Origin of the sequence: Paenibacillus qinlingensis (genome assembly GCF_031455095.1) — a bacterium.
Taxonomy (GTDB): Bacteria; Bacillota; Bacilli; order Paenibacillales; family NBRC-103111; genus Paenibacillus_E; species Paenibacillus_E qinlingensis_A.
Window position 1 is genome coordinate 21,864 of the sequence record NZ_JAVDSB010000014.1, and the last position, 26,300, is coordinate 48,163.

At 45.6% G+C, this 26,300-nt stretch carries 29 protein-coding genes and 1 other annotated feature; of the genes, 15 read left to right on the forward strand and 14 right to left on the reverse strand.

Annotation, left to right across the window (positions count from 1 at the left end; all coding sequences use genetic code 11):
- Positions 1-106: 106 nt before the first annotated feature.
- The 6 genes from J2736_RS26065 to J2736_RS26090 are packed head-to-tail and all read right to left on the reverse strand — an operon-like array spanning position 107 to position 4,803.
- A complete protein-coding gene (locus J2736_RS26065) occupies positions 107-961 on the reverse strand; it encodes an urease accessory protein UreD (RefSeq protein WP_310501518.1) in 855 nt (284 codons plus the stop codon).
- Entirely contained in the window at positions 954-1,616 is a 663-nt protein-coding gene (gene ureG / locus J2736_RS26070; RefSeq protein WP_310501519.1) for an urease accessory protein UreG, read from the reverse strand. The genes J2736_RS26065 and ureG overlap by 8 nt, the downstream gene beginning before the upstream one ends.
- A gap of 34 nt (positions 1,617-1,650) precedes the next feature.
- Entirely contained in the window at positions 1,651-2,355 is a 705-nt protein-coding gene (locus J2736_RS26075; RefSeq protein WP_310501520.1) for an urease accessory protein UreF, read from the reverse strand.
- Between the two features lie 42 nt (positions 2,356-2,397).
- A complete protein-coding gene (gene ureC, locus J2736_RS26080; protein WP_310501521.1) occupies positions 2,398-4,113 on the reverse strand; it encodes an urease subunit alpha in 1,716 nt (571 codons plus the stop codon).
- A complete protein-coding gene (locus J2736_RS26085) occupies positions 4,094-4,477 on the reverse strand; it encodes an urease subunit beta (RefSeq protein ID WP_310501522.1) in 384 nt (127 codons plus the stop codon). The genes ureC and J2736_RS26085 overlap by 20 nt, the downstream gene beginning before the upstream one ends.
- A gap of 23 nt (positions 4,478-4,500) precedes the next feature.
- The gene (locus J2736_RS26090) at positions 4,501-4,803 is read right to left on the reverse strand and encodes an urease subunit gamma (protein WP_056613424.1); all 303 of its coding nucleotides are present in this window, start codon (positions 4,801-4,803) and stop codon (positions 4,501-4,503) included.
- Positions 4,804-5,086: 283 nt separating this feature from the next.
- Here J2736_RS26090 and urtA point away from each other — a divergent pair, with 283 nt between their 5' ends.
- From urtA to gerQ, 7 genes are all read left to right on the forward strand, one after another.
- Positions 5,087-6,337, forward strand: a complete 1,251-nt coding sequence (gene urtA, locus J2736_RS26095) for an urea ABC transporter substrate-binding protein (protein WP_397341617.1) — start codon at positions 5,087-5,089, stop codon at positions 6,335-6,337.
- A gap of 93 nt (positions 6,338-6,430) precedes the next feature.
- Entirely contained in the window at positions 6,431-7,336 is a 906-nt protein-coding gene (gene urtB / locus J2736_RS26100; RefSeq protein WP_310501523.1) for an urea ABC transporter permease subunit UrtB, read from the forward strand.
- Positions 7,337-7,357: 21 nt separating this feature from the next.
- The gene (gene urtC / locus J2736_RS26105) at positions 7,358-8,440 is read left to right on the forward strand and encodes an urea ABC transporter permease subunit UrtC (RefSeq protein WP_310501524.1); all 1,083 of its coding nucleotides are present in this window, start codon (positions 7,358-7,360) and stop codon (positions 8,438-8,440) included.
- A 36-nt stretch (positions 8,441-8,476) separates the two neighbouring features.
- Positions 8,477-9,268: an urea ABC transporter ATP-binding protein UrtD gene (urtD, locus tag J2736_RS26110; RefSeq protein ID WP_310501525.1), complete on the forward strand. Its 792-nt coding sequence runs from the start codon at positions 8,477-8,479 to the stop codon at positions 9,266-9,268.
- Positions 9,261-9,956 (forward strand): urea ABC transporter ATP-binding subunit UrtE, encoded by a 696-nt coding sequence (gene urtE, locus J2736_RS26115; protein WP_310501526.1) that lies wholly within the window; start codon positions 9,261-9,263, stop codon positions 9,954-9,956. Before urtD ends, urtE begins: the two co-directional genes overlap by 8 nt.
- A gap of 219 nt (positions 9,957-10,175) precedes the next feature.
- Positions 10,176-10,868 carry a response regulator transcription factor gene (locus J2736_RS26120; protein WP_310501527.1) on the forward strand — a complete coding sequence of 231 codons (693 nt, stop codon included), beginning with the start codon at positions 10,176-10,178 and terminating at the stop codon, positions 10,866-10,868.
- Positions 10,869-11,029: 161 nt separating this feature from the next.
- Positions 11,030-11,479, forward strand: a complete 450-nt coding sequence (gerQ, locus tag J2736_RS26125; RefSeq protein WP_310501528.1) for a spore coat protein GerQ — start codon at positions 11,030-11,032, stop codon at positions 11,477-11,479.
- 53 nt (positions 11,480-11,532) lie between these two features.
- Here gerQ and J2736_RS26130 read toward each other — a convergent pair whose 3' ends face one another.
- Positions 11,533-11,832: a hypothetical protein gene (locus J2736_RS26130; protein ID WP_310501529.1), complete on the reverse strand. Its 300-nt coding sequence runs from the start codon at positions 11,830-11,832 to the stop codon at positions 11,533-11,535.
- A 118-nt stretch (positions 11,833-11,950) separates the two neighbouring features.
- Here J2736_RS26130 and J2736_RS26135 point away from each other — a divergent pair, with 118 nt between their 5' ends.
- Positions 11,951-12,934, forward strand: coding sequence for a metal-dependent hydrolase (locus tag J2736_RS26135; protein WP_310501530.1), 984 nt, complete (start codon positions 11,951-11,953; stop codon positions 12,932-12,934).
- 170 nt (positions 12,935-13,104) lie between these two features.
- On the opposite strand, the gene J2736_RS26140 is transcribed toward J2736_RS26135, so the two are convergent.
- On the reverse strand, positions 13,105-13,335 hold the full coding sequence (locus tag J2736_RS26140; RefSeq protein ID WP_397341622.1) for a small, acid-soluble spore protein, alpha/beta type: 231 nt from the start codon (positions 13,333-13,335) through the stop codon (positions 13,105-13,107).
- Positions 13,336-13,486: 151 nt separating this feature from the next.
- On the opposite strand from J2736_RS26140, the gene J2736_RS26145 reads away from it, so the two are divergent.
- The gene (locus tag J2736_RS26145) at positions 13,487-13,672 is read left to right on the forward strand and encodes a DUF5325 family protein (RefSeq protein WP_310501531.1); all 186 of its coding nucleotides are present in this window, start codon (positions 13,487-13,489) and stop codon (positions 13,670-13,672) included.
- A 71-nt stretch (positions 13,673-13,743) separates the two neighbouring features.
- Here the strand turns inward: J2736_RS26145 and trpS are convergent, their stop codons facing one another.
- On the reverse strand, positions 13,744-14,727 hold the full coding sequence (trpS, locus tag J2736_RS26150; protein WP_310501532.1) for a tryptophan--tRNA ligase: 984 nt from the start codon (positions 14,725-14,727) through the stop codon (positions 13,744-13,746).
- A 71-nt stretch (positions 14,728-14,798) separates the two neighbouring features.
- Positions 14,799-15,074, reverse strand: a binding site (T-box leader).
- Positions 15,075-15,300: 226 nt separating this feature from the next.
- Here trpS and J2736_RS26155 point away from each other — a divergent pair.
- A complete protein-coding gene (locus J2736_RS26155) occupies positions 15,301-16,302 on the forward strand; it encodes a permease (RefSeq protein ID WP_310501533.1) in 1,002 nt (333 codons plus the stop codon).
- 419 nt (positions 16,303-16,721) lie between these two features.
- Here J2736_RS26155 and ilvD read toward each other — a convergent pair whose 3' ends face one another.
- From ilvD to J2736_RS26170, 3 genes are all read right to left on the reverse strand, one after another.
- Positions 16,722-18,407 carry a dihydroxy-acid dehydratase gene (gene ilvD / locus J2736_RS26160; RefSeq protein ID WP_068668162.1) on the reverse strand — a complete coding sequence of 562 codons (1,686 nt, stop codon included), beginning with the start codon at positions 18,405-18,407 and terminating at the stop codon, positions 16,722-16,724.
- Positions 18,408-18,555: 148 nt separating this feature from the next.
- Complete coding sequence (gene rnhA, locus J2736_RS26165; protein WP_310501534.1) at positions 18,556-19,206, reverse strand: ribonuclease H; 651 nt, start codon at positions 19,204-19,206, stop codon at positions 18,556-18,558.
- A 1-nt stretch (position 19,207) separates the two neighbouring features.
- Complete coding sequence (locus J2736_RS26170; RefSeq protein ID WP_310501535.1) at positions 19,208-19,705, reverse strand: hypothetical protein; 498 nt, start codon at positions 19,703-19,705, stop codon at positions 19,208-19,210.
- Between the two features lie 155 nt (positions 19,706-19,860).
- Between J2736_RS26170 and J2736_RS26175 the strand changes: the two genes are divergently transcribed.
- A complete protein-coding gene (locus tag J2736_RS26175; protein ID WP_056613391.1) occupies positions 19,861-20,097 on the forward strand; it encodes an alpha/beta-type small acid-soluble spore protein in 237 nt (78 codons plus the stop codon).
- Positions 20,098-20,170: 73 nt separating this feature from the next.
- On the opposite strand, the gene J2736_RS26180 is transcribed toward J2736_RS26175, so the two are convergent.
- On the reverse strand, positions 20,171-21,169 hold the full coding sequence (locus J2736_RS26180; RefSeq protein WP_310501536.1) for an ABC transporter substrate-binding protein: 999 nt from the start codon (positions 21,167-21,169) through the stop codon (positions 20,171-20,173).
- A 199-nt stretch (positions 21,170-21,368) separates the two neighbouring features.
- Here J2736_RS26180 and J2736_RS26185 point away from each other — a divergent pair, with 199 nt between their 5' ends.
- The 3 genes from J2736_RS26185 to J2736_RS26195 are packed head-to-tail and all read left to right on the forward strand — an operon-like array spanning position 21,369 to position 24,301.
- The gene (locus J2736_RS26185) at positions 21,369-22,394 is read left to right on the forward strand and encodes a FecCD family ABC transporter permease (protein ID WP_310501537.1); all 1,026 of its coding nucleotides are present in this window, start codon (positions 21,369-21,371) and stop codon (positions 22,392-22,394) included.
- Positions 22,391-23,440: a FecCD family ABC transporter permease gene (locus tag J2736_RS26190; protein WP_310501538.1), complete on the forward strand. Its 1,050-nt coding sequence runs from the start codon at positions 22,391-22,393 to the stop codon at positions 23,438-23,440. Before J2736_RS26185 ends, J2736_RS26190 begins: the two co-directional genes overlap by 4 nt.
- Before the next feature lie 30 nt (positions 23,441-23,470).
- On the forward strand, positions 23,471-24,301 hold the full coding sequence (locus J2736_RS26195) for an ABC transporter ATP-binding protein (protein WP_310501539.1): 831 nt from the start codon (positions 23,471-23,473) through the stop codon (positions 24,299-24,301).
- Between the two features lie 31 nt (positions 24,302-24,332).
- Here J2736_RS26195 and J2736_RS26200 read toward each other — a convergent pair whose 3' ends face one another.
- Positions 24,333-24,695: an O-methyltransferase gene (locus tag J2736_RS26200; RefSeq protein WP_310501540.1), complete on the reverse strand. Its 363-nt coding sequence runs from the start codon at positions 24,693-24,695 to the stop codon at positions 24,333-24,335.
- Positions 24,696-24,987: 292 nt separating this feature from the next.
- Between J2736_RS26200 and J2736_RS26205 the strand changes: the two genes are divergently transcribed.
- Entirely contained in the window at positions 24,988-26,247 is a 1,260-nt protein-coding gene (locus J2736_RS26205) for a methyl-accepting chemotaxis protein (protein ID WP_310501541.1), read from the forward strand.
- Positions 26,248-26,300 lie beyond the last annotated feature (53 nt).

Sequence of the window (26,300 nt, forward strand, 5' to 3'; positions counted from 1 at the left end):
GAGCCTAAGGGATAGTGGCCATAAACTTTAGCATTCCACGTATTCCGCCCCCCATGTAGCTGGTATAAATAGAAAGAGGAGACAGGTCATAGCCTGCCTCCTCTTTCTATTTATTCACTAGCAATGGTGTTAACGCCATTAAGCTGCGCCGAATCTGATGCCACGCTGTCGTCAAGACATCCTGCAGCTCCCAAGCATGCCTCCCCATGACGGTCACGACGAGGCCGTGTTTATATGTCATACTCGCTCCCACTCGAACCGCGCCACCTTCCGACTGGCTTAGATTCTCCGCTATCGCCTCCAAGTGACGCTGGCTGAGACGATCTGAGAAAATAAACAGACTCCCCAGATGCGTCTCCTCTTCCCAGCAACCTGGAGAAGTCAGACGCATGATCGACGGCTCAATACGCTGATTTTGATAAAAGATTAACTCTCCCTCATACCAAACTTTCATCTGGTTCACATATCGTGAATATTGAAATATTTCCCCTCGTTGCGTTCGTCCTGGACAGATAACATCCGAGAATATTAATGTAGAACCTTTCGCTAGATGAGCTTCTGTTGCCGCGAACAACTTGGCGTCCTTATAAAGCATCAACGGCTCAGGTATATACTCTAACAACGAATCTACTCCAAGCCGAAGGATCTGTAGCTGCGTGCTTCCTTGATCCTCTGCAGCTGGATGAACCTTGGTAAACGACTGGTTCGTTAGAAAAACACGTGCGCCCTCATCAAGGCGCACGTTAATTTCATAATGATCACCTGCCATCAGCCCAGGTGAGCAATCCATCATATAAACGCCCAATTGATCCATGGGGGCGGCATCATGGTTGAACGTATCGTTCTCATAGCGGAACGTTTTGGCGATTTTGAGCGGGGAGGCATGATACTTGTGCACGAGTCGCGTAAGCCCACTGCGTACAGCAAATTGTGCAGATATCTCCCCAGTCAGCTTAGGCATGGCTGAACTCCGTCTCCACCCAGGTAACGATATCATCCAGCCCAGTACCGCCCATCAAGTTGGAGAAAATATACGGACGTTCGCCGCGCATTTTTTTCGTATCGGAATCCATCACTTCGAGGCTAGCACCTACATAAGGGGCAAGATCGATTTTGTTAATGATGAGCATATCCGAACGCATGATACCTGGACCACCTTTGCGCGGTATTTTCTCCCCTTGGGCCACGTCAATAATATATATGAAGCGATCCACAAGCTCCGGACTGAAAGCAGCTGCCAAATTATCGCCGCCACTCTCAATGAAAATAATATCGAGATGCTCGAATCGTTTCTCCAACTCTTCAATCGCCTCGAAATTCATGGACGCATCCTCACGAATAGCTGTATGCGGGCATCCGCCTGTCTCTACCCCAATAATTCGCTCCTCCGGCAACGCTTCTGTGCTAATCAGAATTCTCGCATCTTCTTTTGTATAAATGTCATTCGTTATCACAGCAATGCTGTAGCGATTACTAAGCTTTCCGGCTAAGCGTTCTACTAGTTTTGTTTTGCCTGATCCTACGGGACCTCCGATGCCAATTCGCATCGGACGATCGCGATCCCCTGCTGGCTTCTCCCATTCGTGATGATGATGATGACCGTTACCTTGACACATTGTCATTCCTCCTCAGATCTATGATTAGATTTTTTTATGACATAAATAAACGTGAATATAAAGTTTCATGCTGCATCATAGCTAAATCCCCCGCTGGTGAATTCGTGTAGGCTTCCTTTGGATCCAACTGGGAAACACGCTGCCATTCACTTCCTGTCAAAGGAACTAGCTTCGCCAGGAGCATCTGACCTTGCGTTTGTCCTATGGACATCAGTCTGAGCGCACTATTGATGCAAGTCATGATACAGGTATAAAGATACCCCTCAACTGCCTGATCGAGTGAGACGCCAAGATGATAGCTCACCCAACCGTGAACAACGGGATGATTCGAGCTGCATCTTCCAGCACTTACAGCTTCATCAAAAGGCTGCCAATTCAGTTCTGGATAGAGGGATCGCGTTAATTGAAACAGTCTGCGCCCCATTTTCTGAACACCAATCCGACTCTCACTGCCAACTCGCTGCACGTGAAGCATATGGTCAATGTCCCACAGATCGCTAAGCTCCCCGTTAGGAATGTGCATATAAGCCGCTTTAATGACCATCGAATCAGAAGATACCCAGCTATTAGCAAGCATCGAACGGATGTAGGCCTCCAGCTCGGAGATCGTCGTCATTCTCCCCTGTTGGACAAGTGTTTCCAGTCCAAATGAGTGGGAGAAACCGCCGATTGGAAGCGCCGAATCCAACAGTTGCTGATAGGCTAACCAATGAAAGGATGATTGTTCTGTTGCTGTCATATCGTCACCTCAATCCTCAATCGCGGCTTCCTTCTATTCTATTTAAAACAAGAAATATAACTGAGCCATCGGCAGCTCTGTCGCAGGCTCACAGGTTACTGCTTCGCCGTCAACTTTCACCTCGTAAGTTTCCGGATTTACTTCAATAGAAGGTGTTCCATCGTTATGGATCATATCCTTCTTAGAAATGCTGCGACAGCCTTTCACGGGTTCTACCCGCTTTTGTAATCCGAAGCGTTCTGCAATCCCACTGTCATATGCCGCCTGAGAAACGAAGGTTATCGAGCTTTGCGTCAACGCTTTCCCAAATGCAGCAAACATCGGTCTGCCGAAGACTGGCTGAGGCGTAGGAATGGAGGCGTTTGGGTCTCCCATTTGCGCATACGCGATACTGCCCCCTTTGAGAACCAGATCCGGCTTCACTCCGAAAAACATCGGACTCCAAACGACCAAATCTGCAAACTTGCCTGGTTCAATGGACCCAACAAGATGCGAGATGCCATGCGTTATAGCTGGATTGATTGTATATTTCGCTATATAACGTTTAATACGAAAATTATCATGATCAGCGGTATCAGGGGTTAGCGGCCCGCGCTGTTTTTTCATTTTATCCGCCGTTTGCCACGTACGAATAATAACCTCACCAACACGCCCCATCGCCTGGGAATCGGAGCTCAACATACTGAACACGCCAAGATCATGCAAAATATCTTCCGCAGCAATCGTTTCAGGGCGAATCCGAGAATCTGCGAATGCCACATCTTCCGGAATACGACTATCCAAGTGATGACACACCATCAACATATCCAAATGTTCTTCAATGGTATTAATCGTGTATGGGCGAGTCGGATTCGTTGAAGAGGGGAGAACATTCAGCTCTGCAGCCGCTCGGATAATATCCGGTGCATGACCGCCCCCTGCGCCCTCGGTATGATACGTATGAATGGTACGCCCTTTGATCGCGGCCAAGGTATCCTCTAGAAATCCCGCTTCATTTAATGTATCCGTATGAATCGCTACCTGGATATCATATCGATCTGCCGCTTCTAAGCACATATCGATCGCTGCCGGCGTTGTTCCCCAATCTTCATGAAGCTTCAAGCCAATAGCGCCAGCTTCAATCTGTTCTGTCAGTGGCTCCAAGAAGGATGAATTTCCTTTGCCGGTAAAACCCAGATTCATCGAAAATCCTTCCGCTGCCTCCAGCATCCGCTGCATATGCCAAGCCCCTGGTGTGCAGGTTGTGGCATTTGTTCCCGTTGCCGGACCGGTTCCACCACCAATCATCGTCGTTACGCCTGAGGAAAGTGCCGTTTCAATTTGTTGTGGGCATATGAAATGGATATGTGCGTCGATGCCGCCGGCTGTGACGATTTTGCCCTCACCTGCAATAACCTCTGTGCTTGCACCTACGATCATATTCGGATGCACGCCATCCATAATATCCGGATTACCTGCTTTGCCAATACCAACAATATGACCATCACGAATGCCGATATCGCCTTTGACAATCCCCCAATGATCGATAATGACAGCATTCGTTATTAAAGTATCTAAGACACCCTGTGCACGGGTCGCGCCGCTGGACTGTCCCATTCCGTCACGGATAACCTTCCCACCGCCAAACTTGCATTCATCCCCATAAACGGTGTAATCATGCTCGATTTGTGCCCAAAGCTCTGTGTCTGCCAATCGAATGGCATCGCCAGTTGTAGGGCCAAACATCAGCGCATAGTTCTTACGATCTATTCGACTCACCGAGCATCCCCTCCCAAGTCTGCCATCTTTCTCTTGTTTCAGCCGACATTTTGTCTTTTTCCGCCAAGCCTTGACTCAGATTATTAAGTCCATAAGACAGCTTTGCTCCGCCTAATTCGACAAGCTGAATTGGTTTCTGTTCGCCAGGCTCGAAACGTACAGCCGTTCCAGCTGGAATGTCTAGCCGCATGCCGAATGCCAGCTCTCTCGGGAATGCTAAGCCTCTATTTACTTCGAAAAAATGAAAATGCGAACCTACCTGAACTGGGCGATCTCCTGTATTGGTAACGATGATTTCTATCGTCTGTCTGTTTGCATTCATTTCAATAAAGCCTTTGGCTGTTCGATACTCACCTGGAACCATGCGCTCGCCCCTTTCCTGCGTGATTATGTAATGGGTTCATGTACGGTAACTAATTTCGTTCCATCGGGAAACGTAGCTTCTACTTGTACTTCATGAATCATTTGAGGAACGCCTTCCATAACCTGATCCGCCTTCAATATTGTCGTACCAAAGGCCATGAGCTGCGCAACCGTTAACCCATCCCTAGCTCCTTCCATGATTTCAGAAGTCAGCAGAGCAATACTTTCAGGGTAATTAAGCTTTAATCCTCTGGCTAGCCTTCGTCTAGCTAGATCAGCAGCTACAGTTATAAGTAGCTTTTCTTTTTCTCTTTCCGTTAAATGCACATGTCTCACCTCATCAAAAACCGAATAATGGTAATCCTTTACACTCATTATATTCGTGTATTTTAGGATTGTAAATCTTTAATGTTAGTTATTATTACATTCAAGTCTTGAATATCATAAAAATATTTCGTTTTTATGTGATTTTTACAGGAATCCCACATCCTTTTGTGCATTAAAAACAAAAAATATTCTGTTTATGTCATGTATATTGACATTAACTTGTATCGGCATTTATCATAAGCCATGTAATCCAAATCTTGTAAGGCAAGGGAGTGGGACGTGAATGAGAGAGATAAGAAACAAAGGTAAGCTTACAGTTGCACTAAGTATGGCTTTGATGTTGGTAGCGGCCGGCTGTGCGAAGACAGAAACTACCACCTCTACGACGACTGCACCTGCGGCTTCAACAACATCTGGCGACACCGTACCCGTGGGAATTCTTCACTCACTAACAGGTACAATGTCCATCAGTGAGGTATCTGTTAGAGATGCTGAACTCATGGCAATTGACGAAATTAATGCAGCTGGGGGTCTATTAGGTAAAAAGATTAAACCCGTTATCGAAGATGGGGCATCGGATTGGCCAACGTTTGCAGAGAAGACAAAGAAGCTCCTGCAAAAAGACAGCGTAGTTACAATCTTTGGCTGCTGGACATCCGCTAGCCGTAAAGCTGTGCTGCCTGTGGTTGAGCAAAACAAAGGTTTACTATGGTACCCGGTTCAGTATGAAGGTGTAGAGTCCTCTCCTAACATCTTCTACATCGGCGCAACAACGAATCAACAAATCATCCCCGCAGTGACTTGGCTCCTGCAAAACAAAGGCAAGAAATTCTTCCTCCTCGGTTCCGACTACGTATTCCCAAGAACTGCTAACAAAATCATTAAAGAGCAGCTGAAGGCAGATGGCGGAACGCTTGTTGCTGAAGAGTACACACCGCTTGGACACACGGACTACAATACAATCATTAGTAAGATTAAAAAGGAAAAACCAGACGTTGTCTTCAACACATTGAACGGCGATAGTAACGTTGCCTTCTTCAAACAATTGAAAGATGCTGGCATTTCGGCAAAAGATTTAACAACCATGTCCGTGAGTATCGCTGAAGAAGAAGTGCGCGGCATTGGCGCTTCCGTTCTCGATGGTCATTACACAGCATGGAACTACTACCAAACGACAGATACACCTGAGAACAAAAAGTTCGTTGAGGCTTACAAAGCGAAATACGGCAAAGACCGTGTAACGGATGATCCGATTGAAGCTGGATACACAGCTGTATATCTTTGGGCAGAAGCTGTGAAGAAAGCTGGCTCCTTTGACGTTGAGAAAGTCAAAGCAGCGGCCAAAGGCATCGAGTGGAACTCACCTGAAGGCAAAGTTACCATTGATGGTGAGAATCAACATATTTACAAAACAGCACGAATTGGTCAAATTGCAGCAGATGGCCAAATTAAAGAAATTTGGAATTCAGGCAAAGCACTCAAACCGGATCCATTCCTCAAAACGTACCCTTGGGGCGCAGAAGTAACGAAGTGATCAGCATTCTGTACACTCAGAAACCAGGACTGCCTAACCGCAGTCCTGGATTTCATCATTTCACTCCCGCTTCTTCAGAAAGGAGATGTTGTCATGAGTTTGCTACTGCTTCAAATATTTAACGGACTCAGCTTAAGCTCCATTCTGCTTCTAATCGCCATTGGTCTGGCCATTACCTTCGGTCTTATGAATGTGATGAATATGGCTCATGGCGAATTTATTATGATCGGTGCCTATATGGCTTACCTCGTACAAAAAGGCTTCCAAACCTATTTGCCGGCCTCTGCATTCGGATGGTATTTCGTCGTTTCACTTGGTGTCGCCTTCGCAGTAGCCTTTGCTATTGGCTGGCTGCTCGAAGTTGTACTCATTCGTTTCATGTACGGTAGACCACTAGATAGCCTATTAGCTACTTGGGGTGTCTCTCTAGCCCTGCAACAAATTGCCCGCTCCATCTTCGGGGCACCCAATGTGGCCGTTAAAGCACCGCAATGGCTGGAAGGCGGATGGCATGTAACAGCAGACTTGATCCTTCCCTATAAGAGACTCTTTATCATTGGGCTCGTGGCATTATGTATCTTCATCATCTATCTGTATCTCTATCACTCTGCTGGCGGAAGACGTATGAGAGCTGTTATGCAAAATCGCCAAATGGCTTCGTGTTTAGGTATCTCTACGCGTAGAGTCGATGCACAGTCCTTCGCTTTCGGCTCAGCCATGGCAGGTATCGCCGGCTGTGCGTTGTCCTTGCTTGGCCCGATCGGGCCTACAATTGGTACCTATTATATTGTCGATGCCTTTATGGTCGTCGTACTAGGTGGAATCGGCAAATTAATTGGCACTGTGGCTGGTGCGCTTGGGATCGGCGTCTTCAATACCGCCTTGGAATATACAACCAGCGCTACACTCGGTAAAGTGCTTGTATTTACACTGATCATCGCGTTCTTACAATGGAAACCAATGGGACTTGTAACGATGCGTTCGAGATCCTTAGATTGAAGAAAGGATGTGACCTCATCTATGCTCTTTGCCAGACAATCTAAGCTCAAGCTAACCATCTATGGGATAGGTTTACTACTCATCGCGCTTGCCCCCCTGTTCTTGTCTGACTTTCGTTTATCCTTACTCGGCAAATTCCTGGCTTATGCCATTATTGCGATCGGAATTGACTTAATCTGGGGGTATACCGGTATTTTAAGTCTGGGACATGGCGTTTACTTTGGGCTTGGCGCTTATTGCATGGCGATGCATCTGAAGCTTGCTTCCACGCCCAATCAATTGCCTGATTTCATGTCCTGGAGCGGTGTCAAAAGCTTGCCGTGGTTCTGGGTACCGTTTCACAGTGCAACAGCAGCCTTCCTATTGGCACTCATCGTTCCGATGATTGTCGCCTTCATTCTCGGCTATTTCACCTTCCGCAACCGGATTAAAGGGGCTTTCTTCTCCATTTTATCGCAAGCTTTAGTCATCATTACCGTAACACTGTTCGTCGGTCAGCAAGGTTATACGGGCGGCACGAATGGCTTGACGAATTTTTCAACCTTTCTTGGCCTGAACCTGCAATCCCAATCGACGAAGTTGATATTCTTCTATCTCACCTTAGCCGTTGTACTCGTCGTTCTCATCCTGAGTTCTTTACTGGTAACCAGCCGACTCGGCAATATCCTCACTGCGATTCGAGATGGTGAGAACAGGGTTCGCTTCATTGGCTATAATCCCGTCACGTATAAAGTCTTCATTTATTGTGTCTCGGCGGGTTTAGCTGGACTTGCGGGTGTGCTCTTCGTACTTCAAGAAGGTATTATATCGCCAGCGCAAATGGGCATTGTACCCTCCATTGAGATGGTGTTATGGGTAGCAATTGGCGGTCGTTCAACTATTGGCGGTGCCGTACTTGGGGCCTTGCTTACCAATGCGGCGAAAACGACGTTTAGCGAAGCTTATCCCGCTTGGTGGCCGATCATGATGGGAGCCATGTTTATCATCGTCGTTCTCCTTCTGCCGAAGGGAATCGTGGGCACATTAGCGCACTATCTCCCTAAATGGAAACGCAATAGTCAACCCAAAATGATCACTTCATCGCAAGAAGTCATAGAAACGTAAACTCTGCTTATGAAAACCAGAAAGGGGAACATTTCAATGCTAGGACAATTAGCGAAACAACAACCGACAACTGACGAGACCATCCTGAGCGTCAAGGGACTTGAGGTGAACTTCGACGGATTCAAAGCCTTGCGAAATCTAGATTTCTCGTTAAAATCTGGCGAACTCCGTTTTCTTATCGGCCCTAACGGTGCCGGTAAGACAACATTGCTCGATGTCATTTGCGGCAAAGTAAAGCCATCCCAAGGACATGTCTTTTTTAAAGAAACGATTGACCTCACCAAGCATCAAGAGCACCAGATTGCCCAGCTAGGTATTGGACGAAAATTCCAAGCACCTACTGTTTTCTCTACCCTAACGGTATTTGAGAATCTGGCACTTTCTATGAAGCAGCAGCGCGGCCTTCTCAGCGCGCTCTGGGCTAAAACAACTAGTGAACAAAGAGAACGCCTCCACCTCAGGCTTGGCATGATTGGCCTGCAGAGTAAGGCGAAAGAACGCGCAGGCTCCCTCTCCCACGGCGAGAAGCAATGGCTCGAAATCGGCATGCTGCTGATGCAAGAGCCTGACTTGTTGCTGCTCGACGAGCCTGCTGCAGGCATGACCGACAGTGAAACAGAGAAAACCGGCGAGCTGCTTCATGAGATCGCAGAGAATCAAACGATTATTGTCGTTGAGCATGACATGGAGTTCGTACGCCAATTCGCTAGAACAGTAACCGTACTTCATGAAGGAACAGTCCTTCGAGAAGGCACCATGCAAGACATACAGAATGATGATAAAGTAGCGGAAGTTTATCTCGGAAGGAGAGTTGAACGCGGTGCTTAAACTACAGAGTATAGAAGCCGGCTACGGCGAGAGCATGGTTATTCGTAACGTCAACCTTGAAGTAAGACCCGGTCAGATCGTCTGCCTAATGGGGCGTAACGGGGTTGGCAAATCAACACTGATGAAGAGTATTATGGGTCTTATTAAGCCAAGATCTGGCCATATCCACTACATGGACAATGACATAACTTCCTCTTCACCAGATCGCCGCGCGAAGTCCGGTATCGGCTATGTGCCACAAGGCCGGGAAATATTTCCCCAACTTTCTGTTGAGGAAAATCTCATGTTAGGCCTCGAGGCCGCGGCTGATCGCCGCAAGAAATTGCCTGAAACTCTCTTTGATACGTTTCCGGTTCTTCACCAAATGCTTCATCGCAAAGGTGGCGACCTCAGTGGCGGTCAGCAGCAGCAGCTAGCTATCGCACGAGCGTTAGTTTCAGGACCTAAGCTGTTGCTGCTGGATGAACCCATGGAAGGGATACAGCCATCTATTGTCATGGAGATCGAAGCCATCATTGAAACGATTAAGCGCAATCGAGAAATTGCGGTGCTCCTAGTCGAACAAAGCTTAGAATTCGCTACAAGTATTGCGGATTACTACTATGTTCTCGACCGCGGCACCATTGCCGCTGAAGGGAAAGCGGAGCATTTAAGCGAAGATCTTGTCCGAAAGCATTTGACCGTATGATTGTTTTATTCTTTATCACCTTACCCCCAAGAAGCTGGCTAACTTGACCTGAGTACCGAGGGTTAGAGTTACGAAGGGCTTCTTTTTTTCTCGTTCAAAAATAAAGTTAAAACTGGACGTCACAAAATGGATAGGATAACATGTCATATAGATAGGGTCGATTATTGCGGAGGGCATAGCGAGCACCTAGCCTTTTAAAGGAAAAGGAGGGGAACCTGTATGTCTAAAATTTTAATTATTGAAGACGATGTAAGTATCGGTGAAATGATGTCCATCTACTTATACGAAGATGGCTATGAAGTGAAACGTGCGGAGAATGGCAGACAAGGTGAAGCCTTATTTCGAGAATTTCAGCCTGATATGATTATTCTTGACCTCATGCTGCCCGATATGGATGGGATACACCTATGTACGACGATTCGTCATACCTCAAACATTCCAATTCTAATGGTATCTGCCAAGAACGAAGTTTCAGATCGTGTTAAGGGGCTTCAGACGGGTGCTGACGACTATTTATGCAAACCGTTTTCGATGAGAGAGCTGTCCGCCAGAATTCAAGCCTTACTTCGCCGTTCCAACACCTTTACACAACAGTCTCTATCGTCTACCGATGTACTTAAACAACAAGGGATACAATTGGATTTCGAGAAACGCTGTCTCTACGTTGACGGCAAGAATATTGAAACAACCTTCTCGGAATTCGAGATTATGAAGCTTTTCTGGCAAAATCAAGGCAGAGTATACAGTCGAGAAGAGTTGTTGAACCGTGTTCGCGGCTTTGATTCCCAAGTAACGGAACGTGCAATCGATGTGCATATCGCCAACCTTCGCAAAAAAGTTGAGGATGATCCTAAAGAACCCAAGCACATCAAAACCGTGTGGGGTGTCGGCTATAAATTTCTATTCACGTAAGCTCCTTCGGGAGCTTTTTTGTTTTGTGAATTCCTTTCAAATTCGTCACCAAATAGGCACTAGCACAATATGATGATTATGGAAAATGACCTTTTAGATCGTTAAAACACATCAAATGAAGGAAGCTTTCATATTGAAAGCTCAAGGAGGAAATTATTATTATGTTGAATAACCCTTACAAAATAGGTAATCAAGCGATGCCGCAAATGCCATACGGCAATCCCTATCCGGCATTCCCTGTCCCGACTAATATTACGAATAAAGTTGTTCCCCAAACGCCAGCGGGATCCGTTCTTACGCCACCAGGAAGCGGATTACAAACAGGCGTTAATATCCCTGGCCTTCCAGTGGAAGAGTCGTATATTGAAAATATCCTGCGTTTGAACCTCGGTAAAATGGCCACCATCTACATGACTTATGAAAATAACTCCGAGTGGAACGCCAAGATTTTCAAAGGAAGATTGGAGGCTGCAGGTCGTGATCATATCATCATCAGCGACCCTGTAACTGGCATGCGTTTCCTATTACTTATGGTGAATCTGGATTACATTACATTCGATGAAGAACTCAATTACAGCTATCCCTTCCGTGGAGGAGTAATCTCCAGATAATTGTTGAATCCCATACGAAAACCGTTGCTCTGATAGAGCAACGGTTTTTTTGTTTAAGTATATGTAACGGACGAAAAATGCCACATGTGCAGTTTTTGAATGCCGCCTTTGATCCATTGCTCCCAATCACCATGTTGCTCATCACGTAATCGCTCAACGTTTAAACGAACTTTCTTCATGCTCAGGTAGTCTTCATACGTTACATCATGCCAAATTTCTACAAAAAGTCCTTCTTGATCTGTTCCCGTCAATAGCTCCAAACGCCCTTCCCGCCGCTGAAGTCCTTGCATATAGATGAGAAATGAGGCCCGATACTCCGATTTTATGGCATACTCTACAAAAACTTTAGACATTTTTAGATCTCCTTCTGATTTATTTTTTACTCTAAAATGGTAAACTAAGAGGAAGATGTTAAATAACCCACCACTTTGCAGACAAACTATGTACAGAAACACTTAGGAGGAAAACCAGTTGGATACAGGCACTCATCTCGTCATCGGCTTAGGTTTAGCAGGCCTTTCGCAAATTGACCCGAGCATTTCTGCAGATTCTGCAGCAACAACGGCTGTTTTTATTGGTACTGTCGTCGGTTCTCAGATTCCTGATATTGATGGGCTTCTCCGTTTCAAGGGAAACGCCGTCTATATTCGTAATCACCGTGGTCGCTCACATTCCTTGCCAGCCCTTCCCTTATGGACGTTACTGATTACTGGTGCTCTTGCGCCATTTTTCCATGGTATTTCCTTCTTGCATCTGGCCATGTGGATCGGCATCGCCGTTTGTGTGCATGTGTTTACCGACTGTTTCAATACCTATGGCACACAAGCCCTTCGACCTTTTTCGGAAAAATGGGTATCTTGGAACATTATTCACATCTTCGATCCATTTATTTTCACAAGTCACATTGCTGCGATTTTCATGTGGTCCTTCGATCTCGCTAGACCACAATTGATCTTCCCAACCTTGTACGGCTTACTCGCGCTGTATTACATTTGGCGAACCTTAGACCATGCCATTATCGAAAAAGGTCTCTATCGCAAAGATGCGACCTATCAACCCGGTGACAAATATACGCTTATTGTAACATTCAATCTCTACGTCTGGAATGTCGTCAAAGAGTGCGCTAATGGTACGTATCAATTAGGCGAGCTCAAGAATGGCAAGCTCAAGTGGTTGGACACGATTACTTGTGCAGAGCACCCTGCTGTCGAGGTTTCCAAGCACCATGAGGACATTCAATCGCTCCTCTATTTCTCTTCTTTCACCTCCGCTGAGGTCAAAGAACATCGATGGGGCTATGAAGTGAGATGGGCAGATGTCCGCTATCGTCATCGTAAACAATACCCATTCGTCGGCGTCATCCTGATGGATCATAACTTCCAAACCCTTGATTCTTATGTAGGTTGGGTGAACGACACCAAGCTTGGAAAGAAACTGAAGGTTGATCTTTACTAAAAGTTCCTTAACTGAGATCCAACATCGAGCGAGGCCCATGCGCAAGTTGCCTGGGTCTTTTTCTTTATCATTGTTGATCTTTCGTATTACGCACCAAAAGCCCAGGAGCTATTTAGCCTCCTGAGCTTTATTATTACATATTTCGGGTATGCTAGTACGGAGACTCTAAGTTAACGGTAGTTAGACCCAGATTGTCCCGCGAGCGATTGCTCAGCAATTTGTACCAAGCGACGAGTAATCGCACCACCAATAGAACCAGTATCACGGGTTGCCATGTTGCCATAGTAACCATCTTGAGGGATTTGAATGCCCAGTTCTTGAGCTACCTCATATTTCAATTGATCTAAAGCTTGATTGGCTTGCGGAACGACTAGTGTGTTACTGCTACGAGATTGTGCCATCAGGATCGTACTCCTTTCAGTCAGCTATAATCTTTGATGTATTTGCAAGCTTGCAAAGATAGTATGTGGAGGAAATGAATTTATATGCACAGCGTTAAAAAAAGTTTAAAATAAGATCATAGCCATAACTTCTAGAAAGTAGGTCACACCTATGAGTAAACCACTCGCACTCCTATTCGCAGTTGTAGGTACGCTGCTGCTCGCTTCTATCTCCCTTTTCATTGCTCTTCGAGAGCCTTGGATGGTACTCCTCTTCACTCTTATATCGTTAGGATTTATCGGTTACGGTTTTGCTGTGAAGGCTAAGATGCGTCGTAAAAATACACCTAGCGAGTAAAATAAAAAAGCTCAAAATCCGCGATCTTAGGGATTTCGAGCTTTTTTTGGTTGTATAGATGACTTTATACGTTATCGTACAATAAAGCCCATACGTTTCTTCACTTCAAGCAGCGTTTGATTGGCAACTTCTGCAGCTTCATCCGCACCTTTTTTCAAAATCTCAAAAATTTCTCCCGAACTGCGAATCTCACGATAGCGTTGCTGAATTGGCTCCAAAACAGAAACAATATGCTCAGCTAGCTCCTTTTTGAATGGACCATACCCCTGTCCCTCGTATCTAGCTTCAATTTCAGCCAGACTCATATCCGCAAAATGTGAGTAAATCGACATCAAGTTACTTACCTCAGGCTTGTTCTGAGGATCATACTTGACCTCTCGCCCAGAATCCGTAACCGCGCGACTAAGCTTTTTACGAATCACGGCTGGCTCATCGAGCATCGCGATGTAACTTCCGGCATTCGGGCTGCTCTTACTCATTTTCTTTGATGCATCATCTAGTGACATAATTCTTGCGCCAACTTCTGGCATGTACGGTTGTGGCATGACAAACATATCTCCAAAACGGTTGTTAAAACGGTTCGCCAAATCGCGCGTCAGCTCCAAATGCTGCTTCTGATCGTCGCCAACAGGAATTAAATCCGCATTATACAGCAAAATATCAGCTGCCATTAGCGACGGATAGGTGAATAACCCTGCACCCACAGATTCCTTGCCTTCTGACTTATCTTTAAATTGTGTCATGCGCTCCAGCTCGCCCATATGGGTTAGCGTCGTCATAATCCAGCCTAGCTCCGCATGTGCGTGAACATGGGACTGCAGGAAGACAGATGCCTTATTCGGGTCTAGACCCGAAGCAATATAAAGCGAAGCGATAGACTCGGTTTGTTCGCGGAGCGCTGCAGGATCTTGCGGCACTGTGATTGCGTGCATATCAACCACCATGAAATAGCAACGGTGGAGCTCCTGCAGCTTCACAAAGTTGCGTAGTGCGCCAATATAATTACCAATCGTCAGCTGACCGCTGGATTGCATGCCTGATAATACACGTTTCATCTTAAAAACCTCCTAATTTTCACTTCTTCTCATTCGTATCGGTAAAAAAGACAACAAAAAAGCCTCCCTCCGCAAGGGACGAGAGACCGTGGTACCACCCTAATTTGTCTACCTGCATAAACCAAAGTTATGCACATGTAAACCTTCAGGCTCTGATAACGGAGAGCTACCGTTTAGCATAGTTAACTGTGGTTTTAATCCGGCCTAGGTTCCGGTGATTCTACACAGCGTTCAGCTTCAAGCTCAAGGATCCATTCGGTTTGCTTGTTTCACCGGTTCGCACCAACCACCGGCTCTCTGAGAAACGAAAAAAAAACAAACGTACTTGTTCCTATCATCGCAATTGATTTTCTATTATTATACACCCTTAAAGATCAATGTCAATCGAGGACATTGTCCTAGATAGCCTAGCATGTACATAGGATAGATACATACCAATCCTTGCGGCAAAGGGGTGTCAATGCATTGTCCTCAACTCTATACCGATGGAGCCTTCCCGTTTCCACGGTGATTTGCGTATTTCTCTTGTTTCTGATCGTGACAACAAGACAACTCCCCCCTCTGGGGATGATCATGGAGCCAATCAGCCAAGTGTTTATGGCTTTTCTGGACATCTTCTTAGACGCCCTTCCCTTCATGATTCTCGGCGTACTGCTGTCTACGATCGTAGAAAACTTCATTCCTGAGGGCGTCATTCAGCGAATGACACCAAAACACCCTCTCGGGGGCATATTATTTGCCTGTGTGCTAGGCATTATGTTTCCCCTTTGTGAGTGTGGCATGATCCCTTTCGTCCGTAGACTGATGCGCAAAGGGATGCCTGTCTACATCGCCGTCATTTTCATTCTAGTCGGCCCCATCCTTAACCCCATCGTTTTCGCTTCCACGTGGATGGCTTTCCAAGGCGACCCAGCCATGGCCTACTCACGCATGGGGCTCACTTTTGGCGTTGCGCTTGTGATTGGCTTCCTGCTCACGCGCTTCCTCAAAAGCAATCCATTGCGCCATCCAATTGAGCCGGCTGCAAGCAAGACACATGGTCATGCTCACCAACATGATCATCATAGCCATGATCATGATCACAAGCACGAGCATAACCATGTGCATCAACATCATGATCACGGACACCAGCACGATCATCATGGTCACAACCACGCTCACGGTGAAAGTCGCGTCATGACGATGATCAGTCACGGCTCCTCCGAGCTCTTCGAGATGAGCAAGTACTTAATGTTAGGTGCGCTGCTGACCGCGCTAATTCAGACATTCGTGGCACAGGATAGCCTGAGCGCCATCGGCCAAGGCGCCTTCTTCTCGCATGTGTTCATGATGGGCTTCGCGTACCTGCTCTCGCTATGCTCAACGACAGACGCTTTTGTAGCTGCCTCCTTCGCCAAATCGTTCTCACCGGGCTCTCTGCTCGCTTTCCTAGTGTTCGGCCCGATGATCGATGTGAAGAGCACCTTGATGATGCTATCGATCTTCAAGGCACGTTTCGTCCTTACCTTGTCGATCGTCGTGGGGATAACAGTCTTGAGTGGATCGCTTCTGTTTATGCATTTTTTTCTGACTTGAATGGGAACATACCACATACCCAAGTTACGTGCAGTGTCACGAGAACTAAATCTATGGCCACTATCCCTTTCGCTCAGGTTGTCAGTTCCATGAAGGCTAAACTGAGCTTAGGGGATAGTGCCCATATGATGGTAGCATCAGTGACCACGCTCCCCAAAGCTTGCGTTAGAAAAACTGAGCTTAGGGGATAGTGCTCACATGATGGTAGCATCAGTGACCATCCCCCCACAGCTTGCGTTAGAGAAACTGAGCTTAGGGGATAGTGCTCACATGATGGTAGCATCAGTGACCATCCCCCCACAGCTTGCATTAGAAAAACTGAGCTGAGGGGATAGTGAATATAACATGTTCCACATCCATTAGTCGCACAAAAAGCCCTACCCGACACAAGTCGGATAGGGCCTTTATTTTGCAAAAAATTAGATTTTCAAAATCGCGCCAGCACTTGCATTCGTTACCATTTTGGTATAACGAGCCAAGTAACCAGAAGTAATCTTCTGTTGGAATCCAGCCCATGACTCACGACGTTTAGCAAACTCTTCATCGCTGATTTGCAATTCGATTTTGCGTCCATCCATGTCTACGTCGATGATGTCGCCATCATGTACGAAAGCCAGTGGTCCACCTTCAGCAGCTTCTGGGGACATGTGTCCTAGTGAGATACCGCGGGATGCTCCGGAGAAACGTCCATCTGTGATCAAAGCTACTTTCGCGCCAAGACCCATACCAACGATTTGTGACGTTGGTGCCAACATTTCTGGCATACCAGGTCCACCTTTTGGTCCTTCATAACGAATGACAACAACGTGTCCTTCTTTTACTTTGCCATTTGCGATACCATACAATGCTTCGTCTTGGGAGTCAAAGCAAATCGCTGGGCCTACGTGACGTCCACCAACGGACTTATCAACTGCACCAACTTTTACGATACTTCCTTCAGGAGCCAAGTTACCGAACAGAACTGCCAAACCGCCACGCTCACTATGCGGGTTCGTAAGTGGACGAATCACGTCAAAGTTCTGAATTTCACGTCCAGCCACGTTCTCGCGAAGTGTCTGCGCCGTAACGGATAGACAATCACCGTTGAAAGCACCTGGTTTTTTGAGCAACTCATTAATTACCGCACTCACACCGCCTGCCAAATGCACATCTTCAATGTGGTAATCGGAAGCTGGAGCAATTTTCGCAAGGTGAGGAACGCGCTCTGCTACTTCGTTAATACGAGCGATTGGATACTCGATACCCGCTTCTGCCGCGATTGCCAATGTGTGAAGAACTGTGTTCGTGGAACCACCCATCGCCATATCTAAAGCAAATGCATTATCAATCGCATCAATCGTTACGATATCACGCGGCTTGATGTCTTTTTCGATTAGAACCATCAGTTGTTTTGCACAATCTTTAACGAATTGTTTACGCTCTTCAGCAACAGCAAGAATTGTACCGTTACCTGGCATAGCCAATCCAAGACCTTCTGCAAGACAGTTCATTGAGTTTGCTGTGAACATACCGGAGCATGATCCACAAGTTGGACAACCATATTGTTCAAGCTCTTCCAGACCCGCTTCATCCAATTTACCCGCTTGGAAAGCACCAACGCCTTCAAATACGGAAGAAAGGGAAATGGATTTACCGTTTTTATCTTTACCAGCTTTCATCGGTCCACCACTTACTAACATCGTTGGGATGTTAACGCGCAGGGCACCCATGATCATACCTGGTGTAATTTTGTCACAGTTAGGAATACACACCATACCATCAAACCAGTGCGCGTTTACTACCGTTTCCAAGGAATCCGCAATAATTTCACGGCTTGGCAAGGAATAACGCATCCCGATATGACCCATCGCAATTCCATCGTCAACCCCGATCGTGTTGAACTCGAAAGGAACCCCGCCTGCTTCGCGAATCGCTTCTTTCACGAGCTTACCGAATTCTTGCAAGTGAACATGTCCAGGAATAATGTCTATATAAGAGTTACAAACCGCGATAAACGGCTTGCCGAAATCTTCCTCTTTAACGCCAGCTGCACGTAGTAAGCTACGGTGCGGTGCGCGGTCAAAACCTTTTTTAATCATGTCACTGCGCTGTTTTGGATGTGCCATACTTGATTCCTCCTAGAATTCATATCTGTTATGAAAACAATGAAACTATCATACCACACTTCTCGCAATATTTCTCCCTTTAGTGTGATAACGCATCAAAGTAATTCTAAATCAGCTTGCCAGCAACTCACAAACACGATTCATCCATTTACTTCCTGCCAAAATCTGCTTTAATCTCGCCCCACTTTTTCGTATCCCACTTGGCGATTTTATTCGTGTACGTATTCGTATGCAGCCATTTCAATGCGCGATCCACTAATGTCCAAATTTCTTCCGTTGATGTATCCCGAACTAAATTAGTCGATACTTCTTTCTTGCGAATCCAGCTCAGTGCAGTCACCGAATCGGTATAAATGGTTTGATTACTTCCCTTTTTCTTTAAGTAGGCCAGTCCATGTACGATGGCAAGAAACTCCCCTAGATTATTCGTCCCTTTCGAAATCGGTCCTTGATAGAAAATGATTTCGCCAGTCCGCGTATCTACCCCCTTGTACTCCACAATTCCTGGATTTCCTGAGCAGCCTACGTCTACAGAAATACTATCATAATCGACCTCAGGCGCAGATTCTGGAGTCGCAGACTTTTTACCTGCAGCTTGAGTGCCAGTTCCTTTCGCAGCAAAATTAAGCGACTTTTGCCAGCCCTTCTCAAGTGCTTGGCGGGCTTCATTTTCAGACTCATAAGACTTGAATTTCGCTTGTGGATAGCCATTGGTCTGAGCTTGGCATTCGGCCCACGAACGGTAAACACCTGGCTTGTGCCCTACCCAAACCACATAAAATTTCACTGATGACGCCATATCATTCACTCCGTAATTTAAGATGTAATTGTGCGACAAGCTCTTCGACGACTTTCACTGTATCCTGGAAATAGGGCCGGTAATCCAACTCAGCTATAAATCGCAGATACGTCTCGCCAATGTCAACAAGCTGCTGACGGTATTCAAGAGCAGGAATGACATGCGTCTCAAGTTCGCGGTACGTTCCATTCGTGCGCTCTTCTACAGACGAAAGCTCCAGCTGCTCCCCTTCCAAATGACGTACAACAAAGGAGAACCCTCTGCACTCGGGGTCGCCGCAGCCACAGACGAAGAACGGCATCCGCTCCCATTGATCTGCTGGGGCAAAACGGTTGGGTGCGCTATCATGCAACGCGCTGTATAACAAAGCCGGCAGTCCAACATCTATGCATAAAGGTTCTTCGATAAGTAGACTATCTTCCACAGACATGTGAACGTCCGCCTGAATAATTTGTAAATCTTTATCTAAAGACCAGCCCTTAATCGCTAATTCAAACATGCTTTCTCCCCGCTTTCCCGACGTCATTCTTCCATTATAACAAAGACGAAACATTCCTGCTTTTGAGCTTTTAAAAAAAGGCTAAAATTCCCAAAAAAATAATGAGTAATATTAACAAAACTGTTCATACTACCTATTACTGGAGGTGATATCAGATGGCTACAGGACAATCTCGCAGCAGTAACTCCTTGGTAGTTCCTCAAGCTTCATCAGCACTAGACCAATTGAAGTATGAAGTTGCTCAAGAATTGGGCATCCAAATTCCTCAAGATGGCTACTACGGCTACATGACGTCTTATGACACAGGTTCTATCGGAGGCAGCATCACTCGTCGTCTCGTTCAAATTGCTGAGCAACAACTTGCTGGTACAAGCAATAAATTCAGCAGATAATTTCGATCCAAAATACTTAAGCAACAAAAGGGCCTTCATCCGGGTAGATACTCGGTGAAAGCCCTTTTTTACATTATTTAATGTCGTAGATTTTGTACAAATCATCCAACATGATGTTAGCCGATCTCACTCCGCCGCCTGTGTTCCAAGTTGCATCGTTTACTTTGACCAATTTATTGTCTTTGACTACTTTCAGGTTTTTCCATAGCGGATCGTTCATCCACTCTTGCTCTTGTTTATTCCCTTTGCCATCACCGATTTCATACGTAAAGTAGAAGACGCGATCTGCATTATCCAGTTCTGTTAAACGTTCTTTCGTAATGTCTTCGAAAGATTTCTCAGCACTCTTAGCATCCGAACGTGCGAATCCAAGCTGCTTGAAGACTACGCCTGAGAACATATCATCATAGTAATATCTTGTTTTACCGCCCATAAACCGGACAACTGCAATCTTTTCTTTCAACTTGTCGCCTGCTTTGGATTTGAAATCATTAATACGTTTATCGTAATCGGAAATGACTTTATCGCCTTCGGCTTTTTTATTCAAAGCGTCCGCATATAGACTGAAGTTGTTTTTCCATTCGCCGCGAAGTGTTTCAGAGAACACCGTTGGTGCGATGGCTTTCAATTGCTCATACACTTTCTCTTGACGAAGCTTATTACCAATAATTAGATCAGGTTTAAGTGATGCGATGACTTCCAGATTGGGTTGTCCTTCAACGCCAACTGTTGTAACACCTTGCATGTCCGCTTTGAAATGGTCAAACCATGGGTTGCCATAAAAAGATTCAACAGCGCCAACCGGTTTAATACCAAGCGCAAGCAAAGCTTCTGTTCCTTCATTTGTCAAAATAACTACACGTTTCGGATTAGCAGGAACGGCTGTTTCTCCCATAGCATGCTTAATTGTACGAGGAGCATCCGATTTGGCTGTTGCTTGCGGCGCTGCAGAAGCAGAGGATGTTTGCGTGTCTGCTTTGCCCCCACATGCGGTTACGATCATACTAAATACAAAGAGACATGCTAGCAAAGCCCACGCTCTTCCAATTTTGCGACGATTTGTACTAAACATATTAATTTAGTTCCCCCTAGGTGAATTATCGTGATAACGATTCTCATTCTCTAGCACATACTACTAGAATCTAGCCTTATTTGTCAATACTTTTGATAATGATTCTCATAATCGTTGACTTCAAGTACGGTTATCTTTAAAATAAATGAAGCAAGAAAGGTACTATGAAAGGTAGAAAGAAAGAGGGTAACCATCCAACATGCATGCCACAACGACGACAGAACGTCTCTCTCGTATTTATAAGAGCATTGGTTTATTGGCTGCAACCTGTGTGCTCATCGCATTAATGCTCAGTAGTGTCCGATTTGGCCTCAAAACGTATTCCTGGGATCAAATCATCACTTCATTTAATCCATCTGATAAACCAACGAATGAATCAATTATCATTCAAACCGTACGAATCCCTAGAGCATTAATTGCCGCACTCGTTGGCGGCAGTTTGGCAGTTGCCGGTGCCCTCATGCAAGCGATGACTCGAAATCCTCTCGCTTCGCCGAGTATTTTCGGCATTAATTCAGGAGCTGCATTTGCCATTGTTATCGCGATTAGCTTTTTCAACGTATCCGGCCTATCGCAATTTACCTGGATTGCTTTTTTGGGTGCTGCCGTGAGTGCTACATTGGTCTATGCGCTTGGGTCACTAGGACGCGATGGCTTAACTCCTATGAAGATCACGCTCGCCGGTGCAGCGATGACAGCATTCTTCGCTTCTCTAACACAAGGCATTCTTCTAGGTAATGGCAAAGCTTTTGAGCAAGTTTTATACTGGCTTGTTGGTTCCGTAGAAGGACGTACCATGGCCATGCTGCAGTCTGTATACCCGTATATGCTGCTTGCTTGGATCGGCGCCATCGTATTATCTCCTCATATTAATGTGCTATCGATGGGTGACGACATTGCCAAAGGGCTTGGACAACAAACCGTTTACATAAAAGTAATCACTGCAATTATTATTGTCATTCTTGCTGGCGGTTCCGTCGCTGTTGCGGGTCCCATCGTTTTCGTCGGTCTCATGATTCCACATATTGTCCGTTTCCTAGTAGGCATTGATTATCGATGGGTTATTCCTTATTGCGCCGTGCTTGGAGGTATCCTCTTGGTAAGCGCTGATATTGGTGCTCGATTTATTATTATGCCAAAAGAAGTTCATGTCGGCGTTATGACAGCGATTCTCGGCGTTCCGTTCTTTATTTATATCGCGCGCAAAGGGGGACTCTTGAAATGAGCACTACCAAGCGTGATGTGACAATCCGGAGCCAAAGTTACTCTTTTTTAATAAGCAAAAAAGCCATTATCATCACTCTATCTCTATTACTTGCCGTCATCCTCATGATGATTATAAGTACAGGTGTCGGCAGTATTACGATTAAACCATTGGATGTTGTACGCGCTGTATTTGGCAATGGAGAGGGTTCCAGTACAATGATTGTGCGAACCTTGCGCCTACCACGTGTCATTATGGCCGTACTAATCGGTGCATCGTTAGGCGTCGCTGGTGCAATTCTGCAAGGGATCGTCCGCAATCCGCTAACCTCACCGGATACGATTGGTACAACAGGCGGGGCATCGCTCGGTGCTGTTTCGTTTTTCTTCTTTTTCTCAGATAAACTTAGCATTCATTGGCTGCCTGTCGCCGCTATTCTAGGTGCATTCGTTGCAACCTTGCTGGTGTACTTGTTTTCATGGAAAAATGGCATAACTCCGCTGCGACTCGTACTTATTGGAACGGGGCTTACAGCTGCGATGAGTGCAATCTCCTATCTCTTAATGCTTACAGGCCCTATTGTGCTTGCTCAGCAATCACTTACTTTCATGACGGGCAGCATTTACGGTGTATCGTGGACCAAAGCTGTGTATCCCTTGTTACCCTGGGTTATTGTTTTGATCCCGGTCATCTTCATCTGTGCGCGGCATATTACCGTGCAATCCCTAGGTGAAGACATCGCGATGAGTGTCGGTAGTCGTGTTCAACGTCAAAGATTCCTCTTAATTATGCTCAGTGTTGCCTTGTCTGGAGCTGCTGTTGCATTTGGTGGAGCCATCGGCTTCATCGGGCTTATGGCCCCACATATTTCACGTAAGCTAGTTGGTCCTAGCTTCGGCTCTTTGATACCTGTCTCTGCTTTAACTGGCTCCCTGCTGCTATTGCTTGCTGACTTAGCGGGTCGTTTCCTATTCAAACCGCTCGACATTCCAGCAGGTGTTTTCACGGCAGCAATCGGTGCCCCCATTTTCATCTATGTCCTATATCGAAGTAGAAATCGCGGTTAAGCCATGTCTACGACAAAGGAGAACAAGTTCATGACAACCTTAGACCCAGCTCTCGAAGCCCAATCGCTTCGCTTGACATATGGAGAAACAACTATTTTTCAAAGCTTAGATGTACAAATCCCAAAGGGAAAAATAACTGTTTTTATCGGTAGCAATGGCTGTGGGAAATCAACGTTGCTGCGCTCGCTGGCCAGACTCATGAAACCGACCTCAGGGAGCATCTTACTAGACAGCCATGAGATCGCTAAGCTGTCTACGAAAGAAGTCGCTAGACGGATGGCCATCCTGCCTCAAGGGCCTGTAGCACCAGAAGGCCTCACCGTCAGACAACTCGTCAAACAGGGACGATATCCGTATCAAAGCTGGCTGCAGCAATGGAGTGAAGAGGATGAGAACAAGGTCATGAAGGCTCTTGAGCTTACCGATATGTTAGAGGTTGCCGATCGCACTGTAGATTCACTCTCTGGTGGACAACGCCAGCGCGCATGGATTGCAATGACCTTAGCTCAAGATACACCTACCTTGCTCCTAGATGAGCCAACCACCTATCTAGATCTTACGCATCAGATTGAGGTACTGGACTTACTATTCGAACTGAACGAGCGAGAACAACGTACAATTGTCATGGTCCTTCATGACATTAATCTAGCTTGTCGCTATGCTCACCACATTGTCAGCATCAAAAAAGGCGCTATTTATGCCGAAGGCAAGCCAGAGGACATTGTCAATGCTTCCTTGCTGCGTGAGGTATTCGATATGGATTGCCAAGTGACCACCGATCCGATCTTCGGAACACCAATGTGCATTCCGTATGGCAAGGGTCGCATCCTGCTAACAAAAGAACCCCAATCACAATTGTGATAGGGGTTCTTCTTTTATAACGGTATAAGTGCTAAATCGTTCTTGCGTATGTAGCCATATTATAATTGCTTTCTAGACTTACACTAACGGAAATGACATTTCTTCTTACCGCGAAATCAAACAAAATTTCCCCATGCGTCCAGCTCTTCTTACGCTTCAATGACTCTATCGCCATCTGACGGAAAGATTGAAATTGTAACTCCGTCAGCCCCACATTTTCTACCGCTGACAATGCACCTTCTGTGCCTTCAAACGGCAGGTGTTTAATGCCAAATTTCCCAATCTCGTTGTTTCGAATATGAACAAATACAGTGCCGGAGTTCATATGCGAAAGCTCTTCTTTGATCTTTCGAAATACCACATCAATTTGTCTCGCGAGTGTAAAATGATCCATCTTTGTGCTACAACTCCTTAAATTACTTTTATTTATAAATTATGTGAATTTTTTGTGACTGTAGTCCCATTATACCCACTGATTTTACATAATTCAACAGTTAATTCCCAATATTTGAAAAATTCACTATATTCTTTATATTCAAGCAATGAAAATGTCAATTTTCTTTGTAAATACTGAACGTTTCATGTCGAAAAACTGTAGAATGTTTCCAAGTTCAGTGATATAATTTTCGAATATGCTTAATAATATTCTCCATATGTTAACAAATTTTGCAGAGGAGTCGGTCGGATTGGAACAAATCTCATCCTTATCGTTTAGAAAGAAACTACAACTTGGTTGTTTTGCACTAATTGGTTTAAACTCTCTTTTTATGTTAATTGTAACTTTCGCCTCAGACTGGAACCGCTTACTCGGCATTATTTTCCTAGTAATTATTCTAGCAGGAAGTTTTCCGTTCATTCGTTGGTTTGAAGCTCAATTGACAGAACCTATTGCAGATATCTCTCGTATTGCGCTCAACATCTCCAAAGGTGATTTCTCCCAAAAAGTAGCAATCACAAGTGACGATTCCCTAGGTCAACTAGGTCAATCTTTTAACAAGATGATTGACAAGCTTCGCGATATTCTACGTGATACAGGGACTATTTCGAAACAGGTCTTCCAGACAAGTCGTGATATCTATGTGAAAAATGAAAGCTTCCGCACGGTTCTTGAACAAGTGAGTATTTCGGCCCATGAGCTTGCAGCAGGTGCGGGACAAATCTCCGAGGAGATTTCAGGCGTTTCCATCACGTCCAAAGATATTGAAGTGAAAATTGTCAATTATGCTGGATCTGCCCAAGAAATGAAACACCGTTCGGATCAAATGATGACCCTCGTTGAAAAAGGACGCACATCGGTTGAGAGCCAAGGCGTCGGCATGAAACGAAATGTAGAAGTAACTAAACAGGTTTCAGATACAATTGCTATGCTTGCTCGCCAAGCAGCTGGTATTACGAATGTAACTCGGTCCATCTCCGAGATTGCTGAACAAACGAACCTCTTGTCCCTTAACGCATCCATTGAGGCAGCTAGAGCTGGTGAGCATGGACGTGGTTTTGCCGTCGTAGCTCAAGAAGTGCGTAAGCTCGCTGAAGAATCGACTTCCCTAACACGTGAAGTATTCGGCTTCGTTAAGAGCATTGAACAAGGGATCCAAGATGCCATTCGCAGCATTCAAGTGAACGAAGATGTCGTTAAGAAGCAGACCGTCTTGATCGATCAAACCGAAATTGTATTTGCTGAGATTGTTGGCAGCGTCGGCTTTATCTCGGAAGAGATAACACGCTTCGCTGAAGAGAGCGAAAGCATGCTTCAAAGCTCAGGACAAATTGCTGCTGCCATGGAAAATATTTCAGCCATTACAGAAGAATCCGCGGCTGGTACGCAAGAAGTGTCCGCTTCGATGAATGAGCAAATTTCAACGGTGCAGGGCATCGTTACACAAGCGGAAGAAATGACGCGGGTAGTGACCCAACTGCAGCAGACGATTCAGATATTTAAACTTTAATACATAAAGGAAACAGCCCCTCGAGACCTTCTCCGAGGGGCTGTTTTTCTTTG